The sequence below is a fragment of the Arthrobacter sp. B0316-1-20 genome, from assembly GCF_059091865.1.
This window is the reverse complement of the sequence record NZ_JBNHHC010000117.1, coordinates 1-5,920: the sequence shown is the minus strand read 5'-3', so window position 1 is coordinate 5,920 and position 5,920 is coordinate 1. Positions and strand designations below refer to the sequence as shown.

At 66.3% G+C, this 5,920-nt stretch carries 7 protein-coding genes and 1 pseudogene; 3 read left to right on the top strand and 5 right to left on the bottom strand.

Annotated features, from left to right (window positions below; translation table 11 throughout):
• A pseudogene (locus AC5RW2_RS39905) lies at nucleotides 1-473 on the top strand (hypothetical protein); the annotation flags it as partial.
• Nucleotides 474-483: 10 nt separating this feature from the next.
• On the opposite strand, the gene AC5RW2_RS39900 reads toward AC5RW2_RS39905, so the two are convergent.
• Together AC5RW2_RS39900 and AC5RW2_RS39895 are read right to left on the bottom strand one after the other, a co-directional pair.
• On the bottom strand, nucleotides 484-1,197 hold the full coding sequence (locus tag AC5RW2_RS39900; protein ID WP_494029115.1) for a redox-sensing transcriptional repressor Rex: 714 nt from the start codon (nucleotides 1,195-1,197) through the stop codon (nucleotides 484-486).
• Between the two features lie 157 nt (nucleotides 1,198-1,354).
• Nucleotides 1,355-1,618, bottom strand: coding sequence for a glutaredoxin family protein (locus AC5RW2_RS39895; RefSeq protein WP_494029114.1), 264 nt, complete (start codon nucleotides 1,616-1,618; stop codon nucleotides 1,355-1,357).
• A 67-nt stretch (nucleotides 1,619-1,685) separates the two neighbouring features.
• On the opposite strand from AC5RW2_RS39895, the gene AC5RW2_RS39890 reads away from it, so the two are divergent.
• Nucleotides 1,686-2,498, top strand: coding sequence for an HAD family hydrolase (locus AC5RW2_RS39890; protein ID WP_494029113.1), 813 nt, complete (start codon nucleotides 1,686-1,688; stop codon nucleotides 2,496-2,498).
• A gap of 81 nt (nucleotides 2,499-2,579) precedes the next feature.
• Here AC5RW2_RS39890 and AC5RW2_RS39885 read toward each other — a convergent pair whose 3' ends face one another.
• From AC5RW2_RS39885 to AC5RW2_RS39875, 3 genes are all read right to left on the bottom strand, one after another.
• The gene (locus tag AC5RW2_RS39885; RefSeq protein ID WP_003792170.1) at nucleotides 2,580-2,678 is read right to left on the bottom strand and encodes a 30S ribosomal protein bS22; all 99 of its coding nucleotides are present in this window, start codon (nucleotides 2,676-2,678) and stop codon (nucleotides 2,580-2,582) included.
• Nucleotides 2,679-2,887: 209 nt separating this feature from the next.
• The gene (locus AC5RW2_RS39880) at nucleotides 2,888-3,097 is read right to left on the bottom strand and encodes a helix-turn-helix domain-containing protein (RefSeq protein ID WP_494029112.1); all 210 of its coding nucleotides are present in this window, start codon (nucleotides 3,095-3,097) and stop codon (nucleotides 2,888-2,890) included.
• A 159-nt stretch (nucleotides 3,098-3,256) separates the two neighbouring features.
• Nucleotides 3,257-4,408, bottom strand: coding sequence for a 3-deoxy-7-phosphoheptulonate synthase (locus tag AC5RW2_RS39875; RefSeq protein WP_494029111.1), 1,152 nt, complete (start codon nucleotides 4,406-4,408; stop codon nucleotides 3,257-3,259).
• 238 nt (nucleotides 4,409-4,646) lie between these two features.
• Here AC5RW2_RS39875 and AC5RW2_RS39870 point away from each other — a divergent pair, with 238 nt between their 5' ends.
• Nucleotides 4,647-5,882 carry an alpha-hydroxy acid oxidase gene (locus AC5RW2_RS39870; protein ID WP_494029110.1) on the top strand — a complete coding sequence of 412 codons (1,236 nt, stop codon included), beginning with the start codon at nucleotides 4,647-4,649 and terminating at the stop codon, nucleotides 5,880-5,882.
• Nucleotides 5,883-5,920: the final 38 nt, after the last annotated feature.

Genomic DNA, 5,920 nt, shown 5'->3' with positions numbered 1-5,920 from the left:
AGGCCGCCGGCTACAACTATCCCAGCCAGGCCAGCGCCGGTGCCCCACGCACCGCGCCCAAGGAAGTGGTCATCGCCTTCTGGCTGATCCTCGCGGCCGGAGCCCTCTACCTGCTCGCTGCGATCCTGGGCGCCATCAATCCTGAAGCCCAACTGCTGCCCGGCCAGATGGACCAGCTGATGGAGCTCTCCGGCGGCGCGATGGACCGCGAAACGTTCCTGGCCATGTACGGCACATCGGTACTCATTACGGGCATCATCGTCACCGGCCTGTACGTGCTGATGGCCTTCCTGGTGAAGAAAGGCAAGAACTGGGCCCGGATCACGGCCACGGTCTTCGCGGTCCTGTCCCTCTTCGGGATCTTCGGCGGCCTGCTTCCGGCGCTGTACGTCCTGCTGGGCGTCGTCGCCGTCGTCATGCTGTGGCTCAAGCCATCCAGCGAATACTTCAAGCCGCAGCCGCGGGGCTTCTGACGGCTGCCGCCTATTGGGCGGCGCGGGCGCCGGGTTCGGACTGCAGGTCCGGATCCTGCGCCCGCTGTGCGTGGTAGGCAAGAATCTGCAGCTCGGTGGCCATGTCTACCTTGCGTACCTGGACGTGCTCCGGAACCTGCAGCACGATCGGCGCGAAACTGAGAATGCTGCTGATACCCGCGGCCACCAAGCGGTCGCAGAGCGCCTGGGCTACCTTGGCCGGCACCGCGAGGACCGCCATGTTGGCGCGGGTCCGCTCCAGCACCGGTTCCAAATCCTCGACAGGGCTGACACGCAGCCATCCGACTTCCTGACCGATCACCAGCTGGTCAGAGTCGAACAGTGCCACGACTTCGAAGCCGCGGGATACGAACCCGGAATAACCGGCCAGGGCCCGCCCCAGGTTACCGGCACCGACGATGGCCACGCGCCAGTCCAGCGTCAGGCCAAGCGCTGCGGAAATCTGCCGGCTGAGGTACTGGACGTCGTAGCCGACGCCGCGGGTTCCGTACGACCCAAGATAGGACAGGTCCTTGCGCAGGGTCGGCGAACTGACTCCGACTGCTTCGGCCAGCGCCTCCGAGGAAATCCGCTCCAGGCCATCGCCGAGCAAGGCATTCAGTGCGCGCAGGTAGATCGTGAGCCGTTTGAGCGAGGCAGGCGGAATCTCGCGCCCGGAAGGCCCGACGGCGCGGCGCGGCACTGGGGGGATATCCGACGTCATTGCTACCTGTCCAGCTCCATCGTTCAGGCACGCTGCGGCGTGCCAAGCCACACTGCCCCGGAACAGACTGCCCCTGAACAGACAATGTTGGGTATCTCTACACTCTAAGTGCCCTTGGCACCGGCTCAAAGTCCGGCTCCGTGAGCTTGCCCTCAAATTACCCGGCCAGCAGGCGCCGGAGCCGCTGCTCATCGATGTGCCAGAAATCGCGCTGGACACCGTCGACCATCACCACCGGGATTTCCTCGGCGAAGCGTTCCATCAGCTCCGGGTTCCCGGTAATCGACTGCTCCCGCCACTCGATGCCCAGTTCCCCGGCTACGCGGGCGACCACGGTCCTGGCCTCCGCGCAGAGATGGCACTGCGGTTTGGTCAAGAGCACCAGGTCGTGGGAACGAGGGGCAGGGTTGGTATTGCTCATAGCAAACACGGTAGCGCGAACGGCAGGCAGCGACGCACCGGACACCGGATATAGCTAGACTCAAACCATGCCCTTAGCCCCCTCCAGGAACGCGAAGGACGCCGCTGTCCCCTCCCGGCCGCTGAAGGAAGCAGCATTCTTCGACGTGGACAACACACTGATGCGGGGGGCCAGCCTGTTCCACGTTGCACGCAAGCTCTATGAGCGGCGCGCTTTCACCCTGCGGGATGTCGCCGGCTTCACCTGGAAGCAGCTGCAGTTCAGCCTGCGCGGCGAGAACATCAATGACATCCACTCCATCCGTGATGCCGCTCTGGCCTTCGCTATCGGAATCGCCGAAGACGACGTCCTGGCCATGGGTGAGGAAGTCTATGACGAGATGATCGACTCGAAGATCTGGCCCGGCACCCGGGCGCTGACCGAGCAGCACCTGAGGGCAGGCCGCCAGGTGTGGCTGGTGACCGCCACGCCGGTGGAAGTAGCCAATGTGATCGCCTCCCGGCTGGGCCTGACCGGCGCGCTCGGCACGGTCGGCGAGATCGCGGACGGTCTCTACACCGGCCAGCTGGTAGGCGAGATCCTCCACGGTGCCGCGAAGGCCACGGCCGTCGCCGAGCTCGCCCGGGAACAGGGCCTCAACCTGGACAGATGCTGGGGCTACAGTGATTCCTTCAATGACGTGCCGCTGCTCACCCTGGTCGGCCATCCGGTGGCCATCAATCCGGATGCCCGGCTCCGGCGCCACGCCAAGGAGCACAACTGGGCTGTCTACGATTTCCGCAGCGGCCGCAGAGCCGCCACCTTCGGGCTCAAAGCGGCAACGATGGGCGGGGCTGTCTATGGAATCTGGAAAGGCTTCGCCCGGATCCGGCGCCGCTAGGGCACTGCTGCTGGAAGCCGGCGCTGTTAACGGCCGCGGCCCGCCACCCTTGCGGGCAGCGGGCCGAGCGGACCGAAGATCCTACTTCTTGTTGCGGCGCTGGTGGCGGGTCTTGCGAAGCAGCTTGCGGTGCTTCTTCTTGGCCATACGCTTGCGGCGCTTCTTAATTACTGAACCCACTTAAGTCCTCACAAACTCTTGTTGATTGCCTGCGTCGACATGCCTGGACCTAATGCCGCCGGGCATATTTCAACTGACAGATTCTTACGATGACGTAAAACGTTCCTTAACAGGGTACCGCCTCGCAGCGGGTGCCCTTGACCGCGCACGCCCTCAGCGGCCGCCACAGCCATGCGCCTCTACGGCGGAAGCCATTGCACCGGCAACGGTTACGCGGTTTCGTGCTTCCCGCCGATGATGCCGCGCAGATATTGCTCTACGGCAGCTTCAGGCACACGGTAGGAGCGGCCGAACTGGACTGCCGGCAGTTCGCCGGCATGGATCATTCTGTAGACAGTCATCCGGGAAACCCGCATAACCTCTGCGACTTCTGACACCGTCAGAAAATGTACGTCCGGGAAGGTCCCCTCGTCGGCCATTTCGTCACTTTCCTTCACTTGGCGGAGATCAACGGCGTGCCGACTGGACACACCCAGCGATTACCGTCCACTCCTCCACTCTAGTGTCTGGTGTGACTCCTGTGAAAGCCACCCGTCACGTATCAGCGCGGCGATTCGATGGCATCCGGTTCCCGCTGGTCAGAGCGTGGCTGCGGCCGCGGAAGCCTGGCGACGGCGGCCGACGCTCAGCGCCAACTGGTCCAGCACGCCGGCGGTAACATCCCACTCCATGCAGGCATCCGTCACGCTCTGCCCATACACCAGCACCGTCCCGCCGGCCCGTTCGGCCGGATCCAGTTTCTGGGCTCCCCCGACGAGGAAACTTTCCAGCATGATGCCGGCGATGGCACCGGCGGCGGGGCCGGTCTGCCCCGCACCCGCGGCCCGTTCCGGGCTTTCCACCTGTGCAGCCAGTTCCAGTGCGACTTCCGCCTGCCGGAGATGGCTCTTGCCGCTGTTGGCGTGGCTGGCATCGACGATCACGCGCGGATTGAGACCGGCCCGCCGGAGCCTGGCCGAGGCCGCAGCGACGTCCCCGGCGGAGTAGTTCGGCCCCGCGCTGCCGCCCCTCAGGATCAGGTGCGTATCCGGGTTGCCGTCGGTGCTGACCAGCGCCGCCCGTCCCTCGCCGTCGATCCCCAGGAAGGACTGCGCCGCTGCGGAGGCGGCGCAGGCATCCAGTGCAACCTGCAGGCCGCCGTCGGTACCGTTCTTGAAGCCGATCGGCATGGACAGCCCGGAAGCCAACTGGCGGTGGATCTGGCTTTCGGTGGTGCGGGCGCCGATGGCACCCCAGCTCACCAGGTCCGCCATGTACTGGGGGCTGATGGGTTCCAGGAATTCCGTGGCCGTGGGCAGCCCGAGGTCCGCCACCTCCAGCAGGAATCGGCGGGCCAGGCGCAGGCCGGCGGGAACGTCGTGCGAACCGTCCAGGAACGGATCGTTGATCAGGCCCTTCCAGCCCACTGTCGTCCGCGGCTTCTCGAAGTAGGTGCGCATGACGACCAGCAGTTCCCCACGGTGCCGTTCAGCCTGCACGGCAAGCCGGCGCGCGTACTCGAGGCCGGCTTCCGGATCGTGGATGGAGCAGGGGCCGGCAATGACCAGCAGGCGGTCATCGACCCCGTCCAGCACTGCCCGCACCTCATCCCGCCCGCGGGCGACGACGCCGGCAAGCCGGTCCGTGAGCGGCAGTTCTGCCAGCAGTTCCTGCGGGGTAGGCAGCGGCTGGAAGCGGCTGACGCGCAGGTTGGAAGTGCTGGTGGCATGGGCCGCGGTGATTGTGGTCATGGTCTGTCCCGTCCTGTGGAGGCGGGAGCTGTCCGGGCCTCTTGGCCCTCCAGAACCCGCCGGAGAAATGGCGAAGGGCAGAGATTGCTCTCTGCCCTGTTGGCTCTGAAGGTACGTTGGAAGCGTTACTTAGACGCAGGCCCCTCCAGAGCCAACGAAAAATACGCATACCAACGACGAGTCATAGTGACACCCTATGGTGAAACCTCCCTGGAGCGCAAACCGGTATCGTGACCGTATGAACCAGACCACACCAGCTGCCCTGCGGCGCCGGGTTCCCAAGGCCAGGGACCTGGCCCCGCTGCTGCAGTTCCGACGACCGGGCATCGGTGCCGCCGCACGGCTGAAGAAAGCCAACACCATCGGGGACCTGCGCGCCATCGCCAGACGCCGCACCCCCAGGGCACCCTTCGACTACACCGACGGCGCCGCGGAGGCGGAGATCACGCTGGCCCGGGCGCGGCAGGCCTTCCTTGACCTGGAGTTCCAGCCGGGCATCCTGCGCAATGTGGCGCATGTGGACCTGCGCACCGACATCCTGGGCGCCACCGCCAGCATGCCCTTCGGCATCGCTCCCACCGGCTTCACCCGCATGATGCAGTCCGAGGGTGAGTACGCCGGATCCATGGCCGCGGCTGCCGCCGGCATCCCCTACACCCTCTCCACCATGGGCACCGCATCGGTCGAGGACGTCGCCGCCGCCGCACCGACCGGACGGAACTGGTTCCAACTGTACCTCTGGACGGACCGCGACCGCTCCCTCGAACTCGTGGACCGGGCCGCACGGGCGGGCATGGACACCCTGCTGGTCACCGTCGACACCCCCATCGGCGGGGCGCGCCTGCGGGACGTCCGCAACGGCATGACCATTCCCCCGGCCCTGACCCTGCGGACCGTGCTGGACGCCTCCTACCGGCCGGGGTGGTGGTTCAACTTCCTCACCCACGAACCCCTGGCATTTGCCTCGCTCTCCCGCTTCCCGGGGACGGTCAGCGAACTTATCGACTCCATGTTCGACCCGACCATCACCTTCAACGATCTGGCCTGGCTGCGCGGGACCTGGAAGGGCAAGCTCGTGGTCAAGGGCATCCAGACCGTCGAGGACGCCAAGCGGGTGGTGGACCACGGCGCGGACGGCATCGTGCTGTCCAACCACGGCGGCCGCCAGCTGGACCGGGCACCCGTGCCGCTGCACGTGCTCCCGGACATCGCCGCCGCCCTGAAGGGAAAGACCGCCATCATGCTGGACACCGGCATCATGAGCGGTGGGGACATCGTGGCCGCCCTGGCCCTGGGCGCGGACTTCACCCTGATCGGCCGGGCCTACCTCTACGGCCTGATGGCCGGCGGCCGCGCCGGCGTCGACCGGGCCATCGGGATCCTGCGCGGGGAGATCTCCCGTACCATGCGCCTGCTCGGCGTCAACCGGGTAGCGGACCTGAACCCGGACCACGTCCGCCTGCTGAACCGCTGAAAAACGGACGACGGCGGTGCCCACCTGAGGTGGGCACC